Here is a 22,441-nt window from a genome sequence, read left to right as displayed (position 1 = left end):
AAGCCTGGTTACGTTTGTGTGAGGCCCGGTAGCTGCGACATGTTCCAGCCGCTTTCGGAGAAAAATATACCCTCAGCCCCGCTCACTGCGGTGTGCGTTTTATATCCTTCCGAAAGTGAATGGTTTGTTAGGATTTTTGTTTAGCTTAGAAACTGCAATAATCCCAAGCTTTACTGCAACTATGCCTTTTAACAGCTTTCTAATATCCCTCCTTTTTTTGGTGGGGAGTATCGGCCAGGTGCTGGCTGGTGTGCCAGACCAGAACAGGTTTTCCCTGATCGACATCAACACCGGCCTTTCGAGCAACCAGATCAAGGCTTTTTTGAAAGACAGCAGGGGCTACCTCTGGATCGGCACCTCGTCAGGCCTGAACCGTTACGATGGCTACAAATTCAAGATTTTCAAATACAACTCCAACGATACCACCTCGCTGATAAACAACGATGTGCTCAAGCTTGCCGAGGGGCCTGACGGGAAGATATGGGTACAAACCAGCATCGGCGCCTGCGTTTATGACCCCTTGACAGAGCGGTTTCTGCGGCAGGATAAGGGCCTCCTGAAGAAGTTCAACTTGCCTGATGCGGCTGTCGAGGACATTGTAAAGGATGCGGAGGGCAACTACTGGTTTATCAGCAAGAGCAGCGGCATCACGAAATACTCGCCCTCCAGGGGTACCTCTGTAAGGCTCACGCATGCCTTCAACAACAAAAACACCCTCAGCACCAACGAAGTCGCGGCCATCCACCCGAACTCCAAAGGCGATATATGGATCATCCACCGCAACGGCTTGCTGGAGAAAATCGACCGCAAAACCCTGCGGGTGGTGGCGCGGAACGACGACATCTACCAGAAGTATAAGCAGCGGCAGCTCAACTACTCCCTCACCGTCGACAGCGACGACGACGTGTGGGTGCACCTGCAGAAAGTGGAGGGCGGCGTGTTTCTCTATGACCACACCAGCAAAACTCTTTCCCATATGCAGAAGGGGAAAGGGCGCGCGCAGCTGAACAACAACATGGTGCGGGGCATCGTGGAGGCTGGCAAGGGCAGCATCTGGGTCGGCACAGACCACGGGGGCATCAATGTGATAAATAAGAGCGACTTTTCGGTTTCCTATATCCGCCACAACAGCGAAGTGGATAAAAGCCTGGCCCATAACAGCATCAACACCCTCTATAAAGACAGCGAGGGTATTATATGGATAGGCACCTTCAAAAAAGGGGTTAACTACTACCACCCGAACAACATCCGGTTCCCGCACCTGAAGCAACAGCTATCCCTGGGCCAGAGCCTCCCTTACGACGACGTGAACGTGTTTGAGGAAGACCAGAAAGGCAATATATGGATCGGCACGAACGGCGGCGGCCTCGTTTACTGGGACCGGGCGGCAAACACGTATACCACTTACCGGCACGAAGCAAGCAACCCCAACAGCCTTGCCTCGGATGTGATCGTGAGCCTGCTGCTCGATAGCAACGATTTCCTGTGGGTCGGGACTTACTTGGGCGGCCTGGATAAATTTGACGGCACCACCTTTACCCACTACAGGCACCAGCCAGGTAACCCGCGCAGCCTCTCCGATAACAGCATCTGGGAACTGTACGAAGACCCGGGAGGAAACCTGTGGATAGGCACATTGAGCGGTGGCCTGGAGCTGTTTGACCGGCAGGCCAATACCTTCCGCCACTCGCGCCTGGGAGAAGGTGAGTTTCCGGTGCACTGCGATTATATCACCTCGCTGGCCGGCGACAGCAAGGGCAATGTTTGGGTGGGCGGCGGCTACGGCATTGATGTGATCAACAAGGAAACGGGGAAAAGCGCTTATTTCTCCCACGATCCGAAAGACCCGGGGAGCCTTGTCAGCAACAACATCACCTACATCCACCGCGACAGTGAAAACCATATATGGATCGGGACGACGGAAGGGCTTGACTTATATGAGGAGCGGACGAATACGTTCCGGCACTTTACCATGGCCGATGGTCTTCCCAGCGATGCCATTATAGCCATTGTGGAGGATGCGGACAAAAACCTCTGGCTCTCCACCCCGAACGGCATTTCCAACATGCGCCTTGACCGGAAAAACGGCCTGGTGGCCTCTTTCCGGAATTATGACGAACAGGACGGCCTGCAGAGCAAGGTGTTTAATGACAACGCGGCGCTGCTGACCCGCAACGGCGAGGTGGCGTTTGGCGGGCCGAACGGCATCAACCTTTTTTACCCCGGCAGGATTGGGGAGAACCACACTTCGCCCCGCATCGTGTTCACCGATTTCCAGCTGTTCAATAAAAGCCTGGAGGTGGGCAAACCGGTGAACGGCCGCGTGGTGCTGCCCCAGTCCATCGACGCGACCGAGCAAATTGTCCTGAAACACGACGAGAACGTTTTTTCGATTGAGTTTGCTGCCCTCAGCTTCTTCCATCCCGAGAAAACAAAGTACCGCTACAAGCTGGAAGGGTTCGACAAAGCGTGGCACACCATCACCAACGCCAACAGGCGGGTGACCTATACGAACCTGGACCCGGGGCAGTACGTGTTTAAAGTGTCGGCCTCGAACAACGACGGCGTCTGGAATGAGGAAGGGATCAGCATGCAGCTGGCGGTGCTCGCCCCGTTCTGGCTCACCACAGAGGCCTTTGTCATATATGCGATGGTGGCTGTGCTGCTGCTGTTGCTTGTGCACAAAACGGAGTTGCAGCGGGCAAGGGCGAAGCTGATCCTGGAGCAGGAGCGGAGGGAGGCCCGGCAGATGCACGAGTTTGACCTGATGAAGATACGGTTCTTCACCAACGTGAGCCACGAGTTCCGGACGCCGCTCTCGCTCATACTGGCCCCTGTGGAGCGGCTGCTGAAAACGACAGAGAACAAGGAGCAGCTGCAGCAGTTCGAGATGATAAACCGGAATGCCCGGCGCCTGCTGAACCTGGTCAACCAGCTGCTCGACTTCCGGAAGATTGAGGTGCAGGAGCTGAGCCTCTACCCGTCGGAGGGCAACGTGGTGAAGTTTGTGGAGGCCACGGTGAACTCCTTCTCCGAGCTTTCGGAGAAAAAGAACATTGCCCTCACGTTCAAGCCAAATGTGGAGGAACTGCAGGTGTCCTTTGATATGGACAAGCTGGAAAAGATCCTGTTCAACCTGCTTTCCAACGCCTTCAAGTTTACCCCGGATTACGGCAACATCCATGTGTCGCTCAACTGCTACGACAACGATTCCTCCTCTGCGGGCATCAGGATACTGGAGATAAAGGTGAAGGACACCGGCATCGGTATTGCCAAAGAGAACCATCAGAAAGTGTTTGAGCGCTTCTTCCGGGATGTGGTGCCGGGGAACCTGGTGAACCAGGGGAGCGGTATCGGCTTGTCGATCACGAAGGAATTCGTGAAGATACACGGCGGCATGATCACTTTGGACAGTGCCCCGAACCAGGGCAGTTGCTTTACCGTCACCATTCCGGTGAAAGAGATCATGCCAGCACCAGCCCGGGAGGCGCAGGATACAGAAAATACGGCAGGGCAGGATTCGGAGGCTGCAGCGGGCGGGCCGGTAAAGTTTCCCGTCTCCAGCTGCCTCGACAATGCCCCGGTGGTGCTGGTGGTGGAAGACAGCGACGATTTCCGCTATTACCTGCGGGAGAACCTGCAGGCGCACTTCACCATCATCGAAGCCAGGGATGGCAGGGAGGGGTGGCAGAAGGCGCTATCGCATATGCCGGACCTGATCGTGAGCGACCTGATGATGCCGGAGGTGAACGGGATCGACTTCTGTAAAAAAATAAAAGCGGACCCGCGCACGTCGCATATACCCTTTGTGCTGCTAACGGCACACGCCTCGGAAGATAAAAAGCTGGACGGTCTGAACATCGGCGCCAATGACTATATCACCAAACCCTTTAGCTTCGAGCTGCTGCTGTCGCGCATCCGCAACCTGATTACGCAGCGCGAGTTGCTGCAAAAGGTGTTCGAGAAAAAGATCAGCGTGCAGTCGAGCGATGAGAACATCGTGTCGCTGGACGACAAGCTGATTCAGAACGCGATCAAGGTGGTGGAGGCGAACCTTGCCAACGCTGACTTCTCTGTCGAAATGCTGAGCCGGGAACTGGGCGTGAGCCGGGTGCACCTCTATAAGAAAATGGTGGCTCTCACGAAGCAGTCGCCGGTGGAGTTTATCCGCAGGATCAGGCTGCAGCATGCGGCGCAGTTCCTGGAGAAGAGCCAACTGACGGTAGCGGAGGTGGCATATAAAGTAGGCTTCAATAACCGGAAGTATTTTACCAAATACTTTAAGGAGGAGTATAAGATCCTGCCCTCGCAGTATTCGGAAAGCCGGCAGAACAAAGCATAAGGCCAGTGAGATACATATAAATAGTGAGATACATATAAATAAAGCCAGTGTTCTCGGGCTGTTATCATTCCGTATACTGGGCGCGCCTCCCGGTTTTCGCCCGGTGTTGGGCTTTGCAACTGAGGTTTAGCGCGCTGCAAGTATATAAACTGATTGCGTTTTACATCGCAAAACAGTACTTTAACCTCCTGAAAAATGCAGCCTGCTAAGCCTGGCAAAAGGTAAAGTCCTGATCCTGAAGAAACAGATGCACCAGCCTGCCGCATGCGTTTGAGGGAGAAGCAGGGTTTGCTGCCAGATACAGGATCCAGATGTCAGAGTTTAAAGAAGACTATATATAACCGCCCCTCTGAAGAAGGAGCAGATACAACAGAAACATTAAACCTATATATGAGATTTATGACCCCGAAGAAAAACGCTTTAGCTGCCGTAGCCTTAGGACTGCTGGCGTATACCAACACACAAGCCCAGGATACGCCCAAGCCACCCAAGATGGTACCCGAAATGACTGAGTTCTGGGAGCCGGCAGTGCGTGTGATTACTCCTGGCGCAACCTCCACGGAGGCCCCTTCTGATGCAATTATCCTTTTTGACGGGAAGGACCTTTCGCAGTGGAAAGCCAAGGCAGACGGCGGTGCGGCGAAGTGGCAGGTGAAGGATAAGGTGTTCACGGTGGGCAAGGGAGATATCTCGACCAAGAAAGAGTTCGGCGATTTCCAGCTGCACGTGGAGTGGAGCGCACCGGACGAGGTGAAGGGCGAAAGCCAGGGAAGAGGCAACAGCGGCATTTTCCTGCAGGACCGTTACGAGGTGCAGGTGCTTGACAACTACAACAACCGCACGTATTCTAACGGGCAGGCCGGCAGCGTCTATAAGCAACACCGCCCGCTGGTGAATGCCATGCGCAAGCCTACGGAGTGGAACACCTATGACATCGTCTATACCGCGCCACGCTTTAAGGAAGATGGCTCCCTGTTTACGCCTGCCCGGGTAACGGTGCTTCATAACGGGGTGCTGGTGCAGAACAACGTAGAACTGAAGGGACCGACGGAGTATATCGGCCTGCCGGAGTACAAAGCCCATGGCAAGGCGCCGATCTCGCTGCAGGACCACGGAAACCCGGTGCAATACCGCAACATCTGGATCAGGGAATTGTAGTAGCGCCTCACCTGCTGTTCCGGTGGCTGCAAACCCGGGACCGCAGGTGGGGTGATTTGAAACCTGATGCTGTTCGGTGGAAGTGATGCCGGGTATATAAGAAGCTGGCAAAGGCCTCAGTTTATATATAGCCGTTAGAGTAGTCCCGGCATCATAGGGTCCTTTTCCTGCTTCGTAGCGGCTTAACAGCTACGCCCGCTTTTGAGGCAGAAAAGCCAGCCGCGGAACCATATATGACCCGTTTTTTTTAACGTCATAAATAAATTGAGAATGAAAAAACAACTATCTATCCCCGTACTTGTTTGCCTGTTTCTGCTGCTGAACGCTTTACCGGCCTTCGCACAATCAAAAGTAAAGGTGGCCTGCGTGGGCAACAGCATCACAGAAGGGTCCGGGCTGCAGAAGACATATCCGCAGGTGCTGCAGGAGTTGCTCGGCGAGCAGTACGAGGTGCGCAACTACGGCATGGGCGGCCGCACTTTGCTGAAGAAAGGCGATTACCCTTTCTGGAACGAGACGAAGTACGAGGAGGTGCTGGCCTGGAACCCGGATATCGTCATCATCAAACTGGGCACAAACGATACCAAGCCTCAGAACTGGCAGTACAAGGATGAGTTTGTGAAGGATTATGTGAAATTCGTCAAGTCCTTTAAAAAGCTGCCCTCCGACCCCCAGGTATATATAGCCTATCCTGTTCCGGTTTTCGAGGACAAATTCGGGATCAGCAAAGCGGTAATGGACAATGAGGTGCTGCCTGCCATAAAGAAGATCGCCCGCAAAACAAAAGTCAACACCATTGATCTGTATAAGCCCTTTTTAGGAAAGGCCGATCTAACCTACGACGGCATCCATCCAAACGATGAAGGCGCGGCCCTGCTGGCTCAAGAGGTGTACAAGGCACTTCAGGCAACGAAGGCCATCTCCACCAAATAAAACCGACTCTTAAACTAACGGTCTATATAGCCGGCCATTTCCTGCAGCGACAGAGCAGGAGGTGCCCGGCTATGTCTGTTCTCTCTCGCTCAGGTCACAGACCTCCGAACCTGCCCATTCGCGGGTTCGGCAGACAGGTCAGGGGGACCTGGCATCAGGCACGTTCTCTGAGGAGTCAACCCTGAAAAACACCTTAAAATGCATAGAATAAAGGCAGAAGCGGGTTAGGGAACACGATGTTAACATTAGCGTCATACATTGGAAACATTCGGTACCCCTGCATTACCTCTCCATTGCATACTTTTAGTGCTGTAAAAAGGCATGGACCTGAGGATAGCAGATTCTCTGTGCAATTAAGAATGCACTTGCATCACACAATGGGTTTGCGGGATACAGCTAAAAGCTACGCGCCATAACATGAAGTGCATGAGCGCGCGCTGACCGTGTTAAGTTTATGTCCCTGTTGATGAAGCGGGGTATAACTGACGTGGAACACCCTTCAGTTAATTGGACAGCTTTTAATCAGGAAAATGGGTTGATAGCTTTTCTAAAGCAGGAGTCGGAGCGCAAACGAACCGATTGTAAAGTGATTTTGCGGGAGTTGCGCTGCATTTCGGGAGTTGCGCTGCATTTACAGAAGGAATCTGAAGAATGGCTCTATAAAAGATTAACCATAAGCCTGAGAAATACAAGATAAACCAATAGATAATAAGTCGAGCGCACACAAGCAAGTGATTGAGTAGTCACACTTCTAAAAACCAGCGGTATATAATTTTGGCTTTTGACCCAAGGCATATATAAGGATAGATGGCAACTGCCCGATACAATTTAAAAAAGTTTAAACCTTCAACAATACAACACTGAGTTATGATGAAACACATGTACTATTACAGGGATTATATTCTGAATCCCTTCTGTAAATCGCTTACTGCCTGGAGGATGGCCCTGTTTCTACTGGCATTCCTTTTCCTGCAGAGCGTTTGCGGTTTTGCCCAGACTACGCAGGCTATCAGCGGCACAGTCGTTTCTTCGGAAGATAACCAGGGGCTGCCCGGCGTTAGCATTGGCGTAAAGGGAACGTCTGCCGGAGCCATCACGGATGCACAGGGCCGGTTTCAACTGCAGGCCGCCAGCGATGCGGTGCTGGTGGTGTCTTATATCGGTTTTACGACACAGGAAGTTCCGGTAGACGGCAGATCGACTGTTGCCATCACCTTAAGACCGGATGAGAAACTGCTGGAAGAGGTAGTGGTGACTGGATACGGTGAGGTAAGGAAGAGTGAGGTGACTGGAGCGCAGACCACGATCAGTTCGGCATCCATCGAAAAGACCGTGAACACCACAATTGAGCAGGCCATACAGGGGCGTGCTGCGGGTGTGTATGTGACGCAGAATACCGGTGCCCCGGGTGGCGGCATCTCTGTAAACATCCGAGGGGTTAACTCGATCGGCGGAACAAACGAACCGCTTTATGTCATTGACGGTGTGCAGATTGAGGGGGCTATTTCGCCTTCCGGCTCTAACCCGCTCTCTACCCTGAACCCGGCGGATATCGAAAGCATGGAGATCCTGCAGGGCCCTTCCGCCACCGCTCTATATGGCTCAAGAGCGACAAACGGTGTGGTGCTGATCACGACCAAGCGCGGCAAGGCGGGTGACATCCGCATCAACTATGCCTATCTGTACAGCTTGCAAACGGCGCCTGAGAAACTGGAGGTGATGAACCTGCGCCAGTATGCCCAAATGGACAACGAATACAAGTCGATCGCAGGCGGTAATGTGCGCGAGGACTTTTTAGACCCATCGCTGTTGGGCGGGGGAACCGACTGGCAGGAAGAGCTATTCAAAAGCGCCCCGATGCAAAAGCACCAGTTGAGTTTGAGTGGCGGTAGTGAGAAAACAACCTATTACCTGTCCGGCGAATACCTGGATCAGGAAGGGGTTGCCTTAGGTTCTGGTTTTAACAGGGCCTCCATCCGTTTGAACCTGGATAACCAGGCGAAAGAATGGCTTTCTATCAAAGCCAACATCAACTACGCGCAAACAGATGAAAGTATCTCATCAACACAGTCTGATGTGATCACGAGAGCTATTCAGCTGGCTCCTCACATCCCGGTGAGAAACCTGGATGGAACGTATGGTGGAGGAAACGTGACGAACAACTCGGCGGAGCAGTTTACGCCGCCAAACCCCATCGGTCTTGCTGAACTCACGCAAAATGATCTGACGAAGAGACAGTTACTAGGAGGCTTGACATTAGGGTTTAAGATCACGGATGATCTGGACTTCAGCACAGCCTTTAACGGAAACGTTGGTGTTTCAAACTCTACGTATTTCCTGCCAACTTACCAGTTCGGGTATCAGCAGAACACAGTAGCTGTTCTGAATAACAACAACAGTGTGAACACCTCCTATAACTGGAACCAGATGCTGACTTACAGAAAGCAGTTCGGGAAGCACAGCATCAACCTGATGGCAACGCACGAGGTGAATGAATCAACCTGGAAGAACCTGTATGGCGAAAGGCGCGGTTTCCAGACAAACGACGTGATCGACCTGAACGCCGGGGATGAGGCAACAAGTGTTGCCAGAGGCGGGCAGGGAGAGTGGGGGATGGAGTCCTACCTGGGCAGAGCCATCTATAACTACAACGAGCGGTACATCATCACAGGTGCTTTCCGTGCGGATGGTTCTGTAAACTTCGGACCCGAAAACAGGTGGGGTTATTTCCCATCGGTGTCTGCTGCCTGGCGGGTGTCGGAAGAGGAGTTCTTCACTGTCCCTTTTGTAAGCGACCTGAGGTTGCGTTATGAAATCGGTCTGACAGGTAACCAGGGAGGCGGTGGAGCCATCTACGGTACGCTTGCTGCCGGTCCAACTCCCTGGGGCACAGGTTTCATAGCAAACAGGTACCCCAACCCGAACTTCCAGTGGGAGGAGACGAAGACAAACAATTTCGGTATAAACCTGGGCTTGTTTGAGAACAGGGTGCAGATAGAGGCAGACTACTACATCAAAGACACCGATAACCTGATTCTGCAAAGCTCCTTGCCCTGGTATATGGGCACAAACGGTAACGGCTCGATTGCGCCTCCTACCGTGAACATCGGCTCGCTGCAGAATAAAGGCTGGAGCTTTACCCTGAATACCATTAACATCGACAACACCGCCTTCAGATGGTCATCGAACTTTAATCTGTCCCACTTCAAAACAGAGGTGATGAGCTTAACCACTGAAACCAGCCAGATCGACCGCATTAACTGGTGGATGAACAACTGGACACAGCGTACGGTGGTAGGGCAGTCGCCGTGGTTGTTCTACGGCTATATAGAGGAAGGCATCTTCGGATCTCTTGAGGAAATTGAGAACAGCGCCCTGCCAGCCGACAACAACGGCGTAGAGTTCCCGGTTGCGGAAAACAGCATCTGGGTGGGTGATGTGAAGTACCGTGACATCAACGAGGATGGCATCATCTCGGGAGAGGACCAGACATTCATCGGTAATCCCTGGCCGAAGTACTATGCCGGCTTCACCAACGACTTCTCCTATAAAGGTTTTGATCTGAGCATCCTGATCACCAGCACCATTGGAAACGACATCTACAACTACCTGCGCAGCGAGAACACCAACCCGAACAACATCAACCTCGGCCGCAACCTGTTCGTGGGTGCATTCGACTATGCCAATGTGCAGTTAGACGAGGAGGGTAACCCCTATCTTACAAACCCAGGTACGGTTGTAGCCAGAATGTCAGGAGGCAATAAGAACAACAACTTCAGCCGTCACACAGACAAGTATGTGGAGGATGGTTCTTTTGTAAGACTCAAAAACGTTACGCTGAACTACAACCTGCCTTCTACTGTGATGGCAAAACTGAAGTACATCAAAGGAGCGAGAATCGGGGTGAGCGCCCAAAACGTTTACACGATCACGGGCTACTCTGGCTATGACCCTGAAGTGGGTTCCTATGTGGGTCCAAACGCAAACGCTGGAAACGCTGCCATCGGAGTAGATTACGGCCGCTACCCGCTTACACCGGTTTACTCCGTGAACGTTGGTATTGATTTTTAATTTCATACAAAGAGCAACATGAAAAATAGATTTATATATATAAGTGGACTCCTGACCTTATCCGTTTTTTCGGGCTGTGAGAAGGAATTCCTGGAAAGGCCCCCGCAAGACACGCTAGTGGATGCCAACTTCTTCAAGACAGATGCGCAGTTACTGGCAGCGTCAGCACCGCTCTACAGCGTTGTATGGAAGGATTATGTGGATAAGGCGTCCTGGGCACTGGGGGACCTCAGAGCCGGTACAACTATGCGTGCCTGGGGGTACCGGGACGATGTACTGTTCAACACCACAGAAGTCTCTACCTCAAACAGCGAAGCCTACCGTGCCTTCTGGATTGTAGTCGGTCAGGCCAACACGCTCATTCAAAATGTGGAGCGTTATGCCGGACCTGAAGTGTCAGAGGATATAAAGAAGCATGTTATTGCAGAGGCACGCTTTATGCGCGCCACTGCCTACTCTTTCCTTGTCATGAATTATGGCGCGGTTCCAATCATTGAGAATAACATCGCCTTGCTGAATGATCCGGAAGTGAAGCGTAACACAGTGGAGAGTGTCTGGGAATTCATCACCAGGGACTACGTGTATGCTGCTGAGAACCTTCCGGCTAATGCTGTCGCTGCCGGAAGAGTCTCGCAATGGTCGGCAGAAGGCATGCTGGCCAGAACCTACCTGACCAGGGCCGGATTAGGCGGCAGTATGAATCAGGAGTACCTTGATCTGGCAAAGCAGTATGCAGAAAGGGTGATCACGATGAGTGGCCATACCCTGCTGCCAGACTACGCTGACCTGTTCCGTTACCCTTACGACAATAATGCAGAGTCGCTGTTCGAGCAGCAGTGGGTGTTCACTACGAACTATGGCTACAGAAACACCATGGTTTCTCAGATCACTTACAGCAACGACATCGCCAACGGTGATGGCTGGGGGGGCGATCTGGGTGCTTCCTGGTGGCAGCTAAGTCTCTACGATGGCCTGTTTGAGGACGGGTTTACAAATGATGAGCGGTTGAAAGCCACCTATATGCTACCGGGCTTCCATTACCCCGAGATATCCCAGACCGTCAGGGATGCAGAGGGTAACGCATCGGAGCAGGAGTTGGTTTTCCCGGCCCCGGGAGCCGACGCAGACAACAGCTTCGCCAGTATCAAGAAGTACGTGGTTGGAAAAGCGGATGACTTAGGTGGTCAGGCAGGTCAGCAAAATTACCCTACCGACACGTACATGCTGCGACTGGCTGAGATGTACCTGATCTATGCAGACGCAGTTTTGGGGAGCAGTGAATCGACCAACGATGCGAAAGCACTGGAATATGTTAATGTCATCCGATCCAGGGCCGGTGTAGCTCCTCTCGAAGAGTCACTGACCTGGCAGGATGTGTTCGAGGAGCGGATGAAGGAGTTTGCCATGGAAGGACTGGCCTGGTATGACCTGGTGCGAATTCACTACTACAACCCTCAGCGAGCCTATGATATCGTCAACAGCCAGGACCGGGGACTCTTTGTGGTACATCCAAACCGCATGCCGAACCCCACTTCCTGGGAGTTTGAGAAAACATCTTGGTTTACAGAAAGAACAGCCACCGCTAACTCCGGGAACTTCCTGCTTCCGATACCAGCATCTGAGTCAAGCCAGGCACCATGGCTGCGGGATGAGCCGGTTGCATATGAGTTTGGGGAATAATCAATTGTTAGTTTATTGTAGAGAAGATTATATATGAAAATTAGATATAAATCACTGTTATTCCTGTTCCTCGCCTTCGCGATGGCAGGAATCTTTACAGCCTGTTCCGAGGACGACGATAACGGACCGAACGGCGGAAAGCCAATGGTTAGCTACATCAGGGTAACAAGGCCCGAAGCTTCCGACTCCCTAATTGCAAAGGCAGGGCAGGGGGCCATGATCGCCATCGTCGGGCAGAACCTGGATGGCGCACGCGAAATCTGGTTCAATGACCTGCGCGGATCGCTGTCTCCTACCTTTATCACGAACACTTCCATCATCACCAGGGTGCCCGCTGATATCCCAACCGATATCTCAAACCAAATGAAGATCATTTTTGCGAACGGCGACTCACTGATGCATGATTTCGTGGTAGACATCAGCGAACCCGTTATCACCGGGATGCTGAGCGAATATGTGAACACAGGTGAAGTTGCCACGCTCTACGGGGATTACTTCTATGAGCCTGTCACGGTGACATTCGCCGGAGGGGTAGAAGGAGAAGTGGTTTCTGTATCAGAAGATGCCGATGCCATACAGGTGAGAGTGCCGGAGGGCGCAGAGCCAGGTCCGATTACGGTGACAACCAACTTCGGTGAGTCAGAGTCAGGGTTTTGGTTCCGGGATAACCGAAACATCATCGCCAGCTTCGATGGGGGGCTTGCCGGGTTATGGCATGGTCCGGCATTCGTAAAAGCATCTGACCCGGATATAGCGAACATCAACAGCAAATTCATTCGTATTAGCCGCGAGCTGGGGCCTTGGGCGTGGTTTGAGTGGTATGTCGGCCCTGTGAACAGCGATGTGGCGCAGGAGACAAAAAACATCCCGGCCGAGGCGTTCGCTAACCCGGGCAATTATGTCCTGAAGTTTGAGATCAACACCCTGGCTCCACTCACGGGTGCAGAAATCAAGATGTACATGGGCACCGGCGACATGGGCACAGAGCGAAACACTATTTTCTATACCTGGAAACCTAACGTGGACACAAAAGGGCAATGGGAAACGGTAAGCATCCCGTTCGACGAGTTCTACGCGGCTAACCAGGAGTTCGCTTACAGCCCGGATGGCTACGGCGTGTCGTTCCACTTCAGCGGCCCGCTCGCCGTGAATGCAAACTTTGCGCTGGATAACATGCGGGTAGTGCCAACAGCGGCTAAATAAAGATCCTTACCAACAGAAAGATATACGTATGAAAATTTTCTATAATACAAGGCTTCTCCTGCTCTTATGCCTGGTGCTCTCGTTCGGGATAATCACCTCCTGCGATGACGACGATGATGAAAACGGCCCTAATGCAGGGCAGGTGGAACTGTTAAGCTTCGGGCCTACCGGTGTGAAGCACGGGGAGGAGATCCGGTTCATCGGCCATAACCTCAACCAAGTGGAGTCAATCGAGCTGCCCGGCGTTAACGTTCCTAAATCGGCCTTTAAAAGTCAGACGCCAGAACTGATCGTGCTGGTGGTGCCTGAAGAGGCGACCGAAGGGTATGTGACGCTCAAAACAGCTTCCGGCGATATACAATCCAAGACTGTGCTGAGCTTTGAGGTGCCGATCACGATCGCTTCCGTAACTGCGGAGGCCCGCCCGGGTGCCAACATCACCATCACAGGCACCAAACTGAACTGGGTGGAAGGCGTGGTTTTCGAAAGCGACACGGTAAAGGAGTTCGTAAGCCAGAGCATGACGGAACTGGTGCTCCAGGTGCCGGCCACCGCTAAAACGGGCAAACTGCTGCTGGTAGGCGGCGGTACAGAGCCTTCCTTTGTGGAAACTGAGGAAGAACTGATCGTGACGTTGCCGAAGGTGACTGCGCTAACGCCTGCTGCGCTGAACACCGGGGCAGACCTGACCATCAAGGGTACCGATCTGGACCTTGTGAAGGCAGTGCTGTTTAACGGTGTAGGCGAGGCGATGGTAAGTGAGTTTGTAAGCCAGTCGGCGACAGAGCTTGTGGTGAAGGTTCCGGGGAACGCGAAAACCGGCGTGCTAACGCTGGTGGCAAACTCTGACGTGGAAGTAGAAACCACGCAGGAACTGGCCATTGCGCTGCCTGCCGTCACGTCGTTGGCTCCCGGTGCGGTGAAGCACGGGGATAACCTCACTATTACCGGCACTAACCTGAACCTGGTAAAGGAGATCAAGTTTAAGGGCGTAGGCGAGGCCAAAGCAACGGAGTTTGTGAGCCAGTCGGCCACGCAGATTGTGGTAAAGGTGCCTGACAACACCAACAATGGCACGCTTACCCTGGTGGCGAATTCTGGTGAGGAGGTAGCGACAACACAGGAAGTAACGGTTATTTTACCGGTTATTACCTCGGTTTCCCCAAGCCCTGTTGATCCAGGGCAGAACCTGACGATCAACGGCACCAACCTGGATCTGGTAAAGAGCATCGAATTTAAGGGTGGCACCAAGGTGACGTCCTTTGTCAGCCAGACCCCTACCCAAATTGTGGTGAAAGTGCCGATGAACGCTACCAAAGGAGCCTTGAAAATCGTGACGGTCAAGGATTATGAAGTAGCGACCACTGCGCAGGTAAACATCATTCTACCGATCATCACAAGTCTTACGCCGGAACCGGTGATCGCCGGGAACTACCTGACCATCAGTGGAAAAGAGCTTGACCAGGTGAAGTCGGTGATTTTCACCGGTGGAGCGACCGTGTCAACCTTTGTCGCTCAAAACGCAAACCAAATCGTGCTGGCTGTTCCTGCCACCGCAAAAACAGGTGTGCTGAAACTCATCACCCACTCCGGTTTTGAGGTAGCGACCGACAAGCAGGCGCAGATCGGTTCGGCTGCACCAAACATCTCCTACTATATCTACAACGATGCCCTCAGCGCAGAGTGGGATAAATGGGGCGGCTGGGGCACTACCGCGCAGGAAATGGCTAATACTGAAAACGTGAGCAGAGGCGCAAACGCCATTAAGGTGAGCTACAACGACGCCTATGGGGCCTTGCAGTTACACCCGAAAGAAGCGAACGTGTTAACCAAAGCAGATTACACGCACCTGGTGCTTTACGTGCGCGGCACAAAGGATAGCCGCATCGCGGTTCAGGCGAAGAATACTGGTGGGACAAGCTCCGCTGATGTTCCTTTTGACGTGAAAGCAGGGGAGTACAAGTTGATAGAAATCCCCCTGAGCTCACTCGGCGATTTGTCAGGCGGTCTCGCGGAACTGTACATCAAAAATTATGGAGAGAACCCGAACACCATCTACATTGATGATATCGGTTTGAGGTAACACTCCCAATAGCCCCAATCAAAAAGGAAGAGCACACTGCTCTTCCTTTTTGATTTTGAATCTGTCGAATGCCCTGCTTTACAATTGACCGTGCGCGGGTTTAATTTTCCGATTTGCCAAGATGAACAGATCCTCTCTAAAATCAATCTGCATCCTTTTGCTGCTGCTTGCCTCTTTTCAGGCATATAGCCAGAAGTACGAAGCCGAAAACGCCAGCCTCTCCGGCGGTGCATCCAAAGTCGCGTGCCCGGAATGTTCTGGTGGCAGCGCCGTGGCACAGGGGGAGGGTAACCTTATTTTTGCCGTCACGCTCCCTCAAGAAGGCTTTTACAGCATCTATATCAAAGCGGCCTCCCCGGCAGGCGACAAAATCAACAGGTTTGAGATAGATGGGAGCACGCTGGACTTCTCGCTGAAAAAGGAAAATGCCTATACCACCCTGAAACTGGTGAGCGCACAAAAGCTTTCCGCCGGGCAGCACCAGGTGAAGATCGTTAAATCATGGGGGTGGATCAACATTGATTATATAGAGTTTGAACAGGTAGTCGGGACAAAGAGGTTCGACCTGAACCAGGCGCTGGTAACACCTGACCCTACACCGGAGGCAAGCGCCCTGTATGATTTCCTGCTGGATAACTACGGCGACAGGATCATCTCCGGCGCCATGACCCTGAACAGTTTTGATGAATCGAACTGGCTGAAGGAAAATACTGGGAAAGAGCCGGCCTTGCTGGGGATCGACTTTATGCACAACGGCCGCGGATACAACTGGTACAACGATGAGACGCCCATCAACGACGCCAGGACCTGGTACAGCCGGAACGGCATCCCTGCCCTGATGTGGCACTGGCGCGATCCTTCCCGCACAACGGAGGAGTTCTACACGAAAAACCAATCGAAGCCGGAGGGCACTGCTTTCGATATAAGCAAGGTATCGGATGTGAACTCAGCTGAGTACAAAGCCATGTTGGCCGATATAGACTATATAGCGGGCATGCTGAAAAAACTGCAGGACCAGCACGTGCCGGTTATCTGGCGGCCACTGCACGAGGCGGCAGGCGGCTGGTTCTGGTGGGGAGCCAAAGGGCCGGAGCCGCTCAAAGCCCTGTGGCTGCTGATGTACGACCGTATGGTGAACCACCATGGCCTGCGAAACCTCATCTGGGTCTGGACCCGGGAGCCTAACGACGATGCCTGGTACCCGGGGGATGCCTATGTAGACATCGTGGGGCGGGATATATACAAAGACGGCGACCATGGTTCGCAGACGCTGGAGTTTAGCGATATGAACAACAGGTATGGCGGGAAAAAAATGCTGACACTCAGCGAAACAGGTTCTTTCCCCGATGTGGAGAACCTCGTGAAAGACGGTGCGGCGTGGTCGTGGTATATGCCCTGGTATGGTGCCTATACCCGCGACAGCAGGTACAATTCCCTGGCCCTCTGGAGGAAGATGTTTGCCCACGACTACGTCATCACACTGGACGAGATGCCGGAGCTCCGCACCTACGAGCGGCAGGACACGGCCACTGCACCAACAGAGCCGACAGGTTTGTGGGACAACACAGACGAGAAACCGGCTTTTGCGGCATATCCAACGCAGGTAACCGATACGTTAACGATTAGCAGCGAACGCAGGATAGAAACCGTCGCCATATATAACGCGCAGGGCAAACAGGTGAAGGCGCTGAAAGTAAGTGGCACCAAGGCCTCCGTCTCCTTTGCCGAACTTGCGCGGGGTGTGTACTTCGTGAAAACAAACCTGAACGGGGCAGCGGTGCGGGTGGTAAAGAAATGAAAAATACACTTCATAATCAGCACTGCCTGATGGAACTGAAGCAGACTCCATTTAAAGGGAAAAGAAAGCATTGATCAGTCAACACTTGGTGCAGGCAGCAAAGCAACTGAATTGCTGAGAAATCAGCAGGGTTATTCGGGCTTATGAACAGAGAGAACAACTTTAATGCGGAAGAAATGATGGCTATGCGTGGGAAAAGTAGCAAATCTATCCCTCACAACAAGACGGATTTAATTGAACGGGCTTTGTGTTCAGGTACTTTTTACCGTTTGATGTAGCCCCAACCCAGGAGTGACTTTTGCAGGTATGTGCGCATTTTTTTACTTTTAGTGTCTCTTACAGAACAGCATGCAGTTTTTAAAAATACCCTCTCTGCTTTCCCTTGTCTTTTTCACCGCATTAATGGCAGGCTGCCAGCAGGAAGAGTCGGAAGCAGACACCAGTGCGGCCCGGCAAAATGATCCGCCCGCCGAAACGATGTTTCGTTTGCTGCCCGCAGAGAAGACCAACATCAGCTTCAGCAACACCATTCAGGAGAGCCCCTACGGGAATATCCTGGCTTACCAGTACTTCTACAACGGGGGCGGCGTGGCCATCGGTGACATCAACAACGACGGGCTGCAGGATATCTATTTCTCGGCCAACATGGCGCCCAACCGCCTCTACCTGAACAAAGGCGATATGCAGTTCGAAGACATCACCACCTCAGCCGCGGTGGCCGGCAGGCCCAACAACTGGAAAACAGGCGTGAGCATGGCCGATGTGAATGGCGACGGCCTGCTGGATATATACCTCTGCTACTCCGGCAACATGCCGCCGGAGGCGCGGGCAAACCAGCTGTTCATCAACCAGGGGCCTGATGCGAACGGGAAACCGAAGTTTGAGGAGCAGGCCCAGGCATATGGCTTGGCCGACGCCGCCTTCAGCACCAGCGCCACGTTCTTTGATTATGACCGGGACGCCGACCTCGACATGTTCCTGCTGAACCACAACCCGACGGTGTTCCGGAACCTGGACGAAACAAGCATCCGGGAAATTCAGAAAAAGACGGAGCCGGAGATGCGGGTAAAGCTTTTCCGCAATGAAGACGGCAAGTTTCAGGAAGTAACAGACAAGGCGGGCTTTGCGGGCTCGGCGTTTACGTACGGGCTGGGCGCGGGTATAGCGGATATCAACCACGATGGCTGGCCCGATATTTATATATCCAACGACTACTCTGTCCCGGACTACCTTTACCTCAACAACGGCGACGGCACTTTCACGGATAAGATCAACCAGAGCATCGGCCATATCTCCCTGTACTCGATGGGAAATGACATCGCGGATATTAACAACGACGGCCTGCTCGACATCTATACCCTGGACATGCTACCAGAAGATAACCGCAGGCAGAAGCTGCTGTTCTCGCCGGATAACTACGAGTACTTCGACCAGTTTGTGCGGGTCGGTTTCAGCCCGCAGTACATGCGCAACATGCTGCACGTGAACAACGGGGACGGCACGTTCAGCGAGGTAGGGCAGCTGGCGGGCATCTCGAACACCGACTGGAGCTGGGCCCCCCTTTTTGCTGATTATGACAACGACGGCTGGAAAGACCTTTTCGTCTCCAACGGCTTCCTGCGCGATTTCACCAACCTCGATTTCATCAAGTACCGCAGCTCTTACTTTCAGAATGCGGGCGGCAGGATGAACCCCAAAGGCATTCTGGAACTGGTGAACAAGATACCTGCCTCCAACATCAACAACTATATCTATAAGAACAACGGAAACCTGACTTTCACAGACAAAGGCACCGACTGGGGCGTGAATTTCGCCTCGAACAGCAATGGCGCCGCCCACGCCGACCTGGACAACGACGGTGATCTGGACCTGGTGGTGAACAACATCAACAAGCCCGCTTTTATATATCAGAACGAGGCTGGCAAGCAGCTGAAACATAACTACCTGCAAGTAAAGTTGACTGGAGCGGGGAAGAACACTTTTGGCATTGGCGCGAAGGTTATGCTATATAAAGACGGCAAACAGCAGTACCAGGAGCAGATGCCGACGCGCGGGTACCAGTCGAACGTGTCGCCGGTGCTGCACTTTGGTTTGGGGGAGGCTGCAACCGTTGACTCGCTGCGTGTGGTGTGGCAGAGTGGGAAGCAGCAGGTTATATATGAGGTGAAGGCCAACCAGGTGCTGGCGCTGCAGGAGAAAGAAGCGACGGCCACGTACCCGTATCCGAAAACTGAAACTTCGCCTGCTTTGGAAGAGGTGAAGTCGCCGGTGGCGTTTACGCACCAGAAAAAGGCAATAAACGATTTTAAGCGCCAGCCGCTGCTGGTGAACCCGATGTCGTTTGCCGGACCGGCCCTGGCGAAAGCCGATGTGAACGGCGATGGGCTGCAGGACATATATGCCGGCGGCTCGGCCGGGCAGGCGGGCGCTTTATATATACAGCAGCGGGGCGGGCGCTTTAGCCTGAAAGCAAATGCTGCGTTTGAGGCCGCTAAAGGAAGCCAGGATGTGGACGCGCTGTTCTTCGACGCCAACAAGGACGGGAAGCCGGATTTATATATCAGCAGCGGGGGCTACGACAACTTTGCGCCGGAGGATGCTTTGCTGCAGGACATGCTTTACCTCAACGACGGGAGAGGCAACTTTACGAAATCCTCCGGCGCTTTGCCCAAAATGTTCACCAGCAGCAGCGGCGCCCGCGCGGCAGACATCAACGGCGACGGCTATATGGATTTGTTTCTGGGTGGCCGCGTGATACCGGGGCGCTACCCGGAGATTCCAAGAAGCTATGTCCTGATGAACGATGGAACCGGGAGATTCAGGGATATGACCGCCTCGGTGGCCCCCGCTTTGCAACGTGTCGGGATGGTGGCGGATGCCGCCTGGCATGATCTTGATGGCGACAAAAAGCCGGAACTTGTTATAGTGGGAGAGTGGATGCCGGTGACCGTGTTCAGCAGCGCGAATGGAAAGCTGCGCGACGTGACAAACCGTTATTTCAAAAAGCGGTACAGCGGCTGGTGGAACAAACTGCTCATCGAGGACTTCAACCAGGACGGCAAGCCGGACCTGATGGTCGGGAACATGGGGCTGAACTCCCAGGTGAAAGCTTCCGATCACCAGCAGGCGGAACTTTACTACAAGGATTTTGACGATAACGGTTCCGTAGACCCGATCCTGACCTTCTATGTCAAGGGGCAAAGCTACCCCTACGTGACGCGGGACGAACTACTTGAGCAGGTGAGCATCATGCGCACGCGTTTCGCGAGCTACGAGAGTTATGCCGGCGCAACGCTTACGGATATCTTTACACCGGCGGAACTTAAGGGGGCAAAGCAACTGTCTGCTAATTACCTGCAGACGGCTTATTTTGAGGGCAGTGCGCAGGGTGGATTTGTGGAAAAGCCCCTGCCGGTTCAGGCCCAGTTTGCTCCTGTTTACGCTATCAGCCCCCTGGATTTCAACGGGGACGGCAAGCTGGATGTGATCCTGGCCGGCAATATGAACAAGGCCCGCCTGCGCTTCGGGGAGTACGACGCCAGTTACGGGGTGCTGCTGCAGGGCGATGGAAAGGGAAATTTTTCTTATATTCCCCAGAGCAAGTCAGGTCTCCAGGTAAAGGGGGATGTGCGAAGCTTGCTGCCAATTAACAACCTGTTGCTGTTTGGCGTGAATCAGCAGGAAATCAAGGCATATAAAATATTGAACCCATGAGAAAAGTAGTGTCCTTCTTTTGTATTCTGGTGCTATTGTCTGGCTGTAAAGAGCAGGAGGCGGAATTGCCCCGGTTCCAGAGCGAGCATATCAGCGGGGTGATAGCCAAAATGACGGACATTATGGTGAACGACGTCACAAACCCTCCGTTGGCAGCCCGGTTTTACGCGTATGCCACGCTGGCCGGATACGAGGTGGTGTCGCAAAACGACAGCGCCCGCCAAAGCATGCACGGTATTCTGAATGAATATCCTGAAATTGAGAAACCTGCCGGCCTCACGAACTACGCCACCGACTTGAGCGCACTGCTCGCCATGCTGGAGACCGCCAAGAAAATGCAGCCTTCCGGTCCGCTGTTGGACGCCTACGAGCAGCAGTTCCTCGATTCCTGCCGCACCGCAGGCGTCTCGGAGGAGGTGATTGCCAACTCCCTCACTTATGCCCAGCACATCAGCCAGGCCATCCTGGCCTATGCCAAGGCCGACAAATACAACCGGATCAGCAACTACGCCCGCTATACACCTTTTGAGGAAGAAGGTGCCTGGCACCCTACGCCGCCCGGGTTTTTTGCCCCCGTGGAGCCCCATTTTAACACCGTGCGCTCCTTCACCCTCGATACCTGTACACAGTTTCAGCCATCGCCTCCTGTCGCTTTCTCAAAGGATAAAAGCTCTGAATTTTACAGGATGATGCAGCAGTGCCAGCAGAAGGGCAGCGACGGCCTGACGGAGGAGGAGCAACAGATCGCTGCTTTCTGGGACTGCAACCCCTTTGCGCTGCAGGACAACGGCCACCTGATGGTGGGCATGAAGAAGATATCGCCGGGTGCGCACTGGCTGGGCATCACCGGCATTGCCTGTAAGCAGGCTGACAAGGGTTTTTCGGAGGCAATGGAAATCAACACGATGGTGTCCGTCTCGCTGATGGATGGCTTTATCTCCTGCTGGGACGAGAAATTCAGAAGCAACCGCATCCGGCCCGAGACAGCCATCCGGAAGTATATGGATACCTCCTGGAAACCGTTTTTGCAGACTCCCCCGTTCCCGGAGTATCTGAGCGGCCACTCTACCATTTCTGCCGCGTCGGAGGTGGTGCTGACCCACTATTTCGGCGATGACTTCAGCTATACTGATACCGTGGAGGTCCGTTTTGGATTGCCCGCCCGCAAGTTCGATTCATTTCAGCAGGCCGCCATTGAGGCAGGGATTTCGCGCTTTTATGGCGGTATCCACTTCATGGACGCCATCGACAACGGCCGTGCACAGGGGCTGCAGGTAGGGGAGTGGGTACTGCAGAAAGCTGGCAAGCAGCCCGCTTCGCAGGCACGCGAGCTTGCGCAGAAGTAACATCCAGGTAGATTTTTTTAAAACTCATATGGCGCGAGCGTCCCCGCTCGTGCCTGCTATCATGCGGCCTCTGGCCGCAAAGGTATGTAAATGCAGAAAAAATCAGGGCTGAT

The 22,441-nt window shown here is 53.3% G+C and carries 10 protein-coding genes; all 10 read left to right on the top strand.

The window, feature by feature from the left end; all coding sequences use genetic code 11:
- Positions 1-181: 181 nt before the first annotated feature.
- The 10 genes from ABD920_RS17460 to ABD920_RS17415 all read left to right on the top strand — a co-directional run bounded on the left by ABD920_RS17460 (position 182) and on the right by ABD920_RS17415 (position 22,328).
- On the top strand, positions 182-4,342 hold the full coding sequence (locus tag ABD920_RS17460; RefSeq protein WP_345160788.1) for a hybrid sensor histidine kinase/response regulator transcription factor: 4,161 nt from the start codon (positions 182-184) through the stop codon (positions 4,340-4,342).
- A gap of 399 nt (positions 4,343-4,741) precedes the next feature.
- Positions 4,742-5,500, top strand: coding sequence for a 3-keto-disaccharide hydrolase (locus tag ABD920_RS17455; protein WP_345160787.1), 759 nt, complete (start codon positions 4,742-4,744; stop codon positions 5,498-5,500).
- 270 nt (positions 5,501-5,770) lie between these two features.
- Positions 5,771-6,433 carry a GDSL-type esterase/lipase family protein gene (locus tag ABD920_RS17450; protein ID WP_345160786.1) on the top strand — a complete coding sequence of 221 codons (663 nt, stop codon included), beginning with the start codon at positions 5,771-5,773 and terminating at the stop codon, positions 6,431-6,433.
- Positions 6,434-7,300: 867 nt separating this feature from the next.
- A complete protein-coding gene (locus ABD920_RS17445; RefSeq protein ID WP_345160785.1) occupies positions 7,301-10,504 on the top strand; it encodes a SusC/RagA family TonB-linked outer membrane protein in 3,204 nt (1,067 codons plus the stop codon).
- A gap of 18 nt (positions 10,505-10,522) precedes the next feature.
- Positions 10,523-12,184, top strand: a complete 1,662-nt coding sequence (locus tag ABD920_RS17440) for a RagB/SusD family nutrient uptake outer membrane protein (RefSeq protein ID WP_345160784.1) — start codon at positions 10,523-10,525, stop codon at positions 12,182-12,184.
- Between the two features lie 33 nt (positions 12,185-12,217).
- Complete coding sequence (locus tag ABD920_RS17435) at positions 12,218-13,387, top strand: glycan-binding surface protein (protein ID WP_345160783.1); 1,170 nt, start codon at positions 12,218-12,220, stop codon at positions 13,385-13,387.
- 28 nt (positions 13,388-13,415) lie between these two features.
- Positions 13,416-15,470, top strand: coding sequence for an IPT/TIG domain-containing protein (locus ABD920_RS17430; protein ID WP_345160782.1), 2,055 nt, complete (start codon positions 13,416-13,418; stop codon positions 15,468-15,470).
- Positions 15,471-15,591: 121 nt separating this feature from the next.
- Positions 15,592-17,268 carry a glycosyl hydrolase gene (locus ABD920_RS17425; RefSeq protein WP_345160781.1) on the top strand — a complete coding sequence of 559 codons (1,677 nt, stop codon included), beginning with the start codon at positions 15,592-15,594 and terminating at the stop codon, positions 17,266-17,268.
- A gap of 348 nt (positions 17,269-17,616) precedes the next feature.
- A complete protein-coding gene (locus tag ABD920_RS17420) occupies positions 17,617-20,982 on the top strand; it encodes a VCBS repeat-containing protein (RefSeq protein ID WP_345160780.1) in 3,366 nt (1,121 codons plus the stop codon).
- Entirely contained in the window at positions 20,979-22,328 is a 1,350-nt protein-coding gene (locus tag ABD920_RS17415) for a vanadium-dependent haloperoxidase (protein ID WP_345160779.1), read from the top strand. The genes ABD920_RS17420 and ABD920_RS17415 overlap by 4 nt, the downstream gene beginning before the upstream one ends.
- Positions 22,329-22,441 lie beyond the last annotated feature (113 nt).

It is taken from the genome of Pontibacter saemangeumensis, from assembly GCF_039541895.1.
GTDB lineage: Bacteria > Bacteroidota > Bacteroidia > Cytophagales > Hymenobacteraceae > Pontibacter > Pontibacter saemangeumensis.
The sequence above is the reverse complement of the archived record's forward strand: the minus strand, read 5'-3'. Positions and strand labels throughout refer to the sequence as shown.